Origin of the sequence: Desulfobulbus alkaliphilus (assembly GCF_016918545.1) — a bacterium.
Taxonomy (GTDB): Bacteria; Desulfobacterota; Desulfobulbia; order Desulfobulbales; family Desulfobulbaceae; genus Desulfobulbus; species Desulfobulbus alkaliphilus.
Genome location: NZ_JAFFQC010000442.1, coordinates 1 through 384, shown reverse-complemented (window position 1 = coordinate 384; position 384 = coordinate 1). Strand labels below are relative to the sequence as shown.

At 63.5% G+C, this 384-nt stretch carries 1 pseudogene; it reads left to right on the top strand.

Annotated elements, in window-relative coordinates:
* Window positions 1–384 (top strand): annotated as a pseudogene (locus tag JWG43_RS19320) (LysR family transcriptional regulator); the annotation flags it as partial.

The window sequence follows — 384 nt, the reverse complement described above, 5'->3', positions numbered from 1 at the left end:
GCTCGGCATCTGTGCCGGTCGCCTGCCCCCCGGTCACGGCCTGTGCGCCGAGCTGCTGCTGGAAGAGCCCTTCTATCTGGTGGGGGACGATGGGGATGAGGTGGTGCAGCCGGATCATCAGATCGCCTTGCAAGCAACATTGACTGGCAAGCTGAGCGAGGCAGAGGTGAGTGAGGAATTATTGGCGCAGGAGAAGGTGCGCAAGATACTCACCATGGATCTGGAGAACCCCTCCAATCGCTATCTGCGGGATCCCCTGGCCGCGCTCGGGCTGGTGCCAGCCATGGAGCTCGACTCCTACCTGGCGCTGATCGAGCTGGCCAAGGCCGGCATAGGCCCAGTGCTGTTGCCGGCCGGTCTGCTGGCTTTGGTAGGGGATCAGGG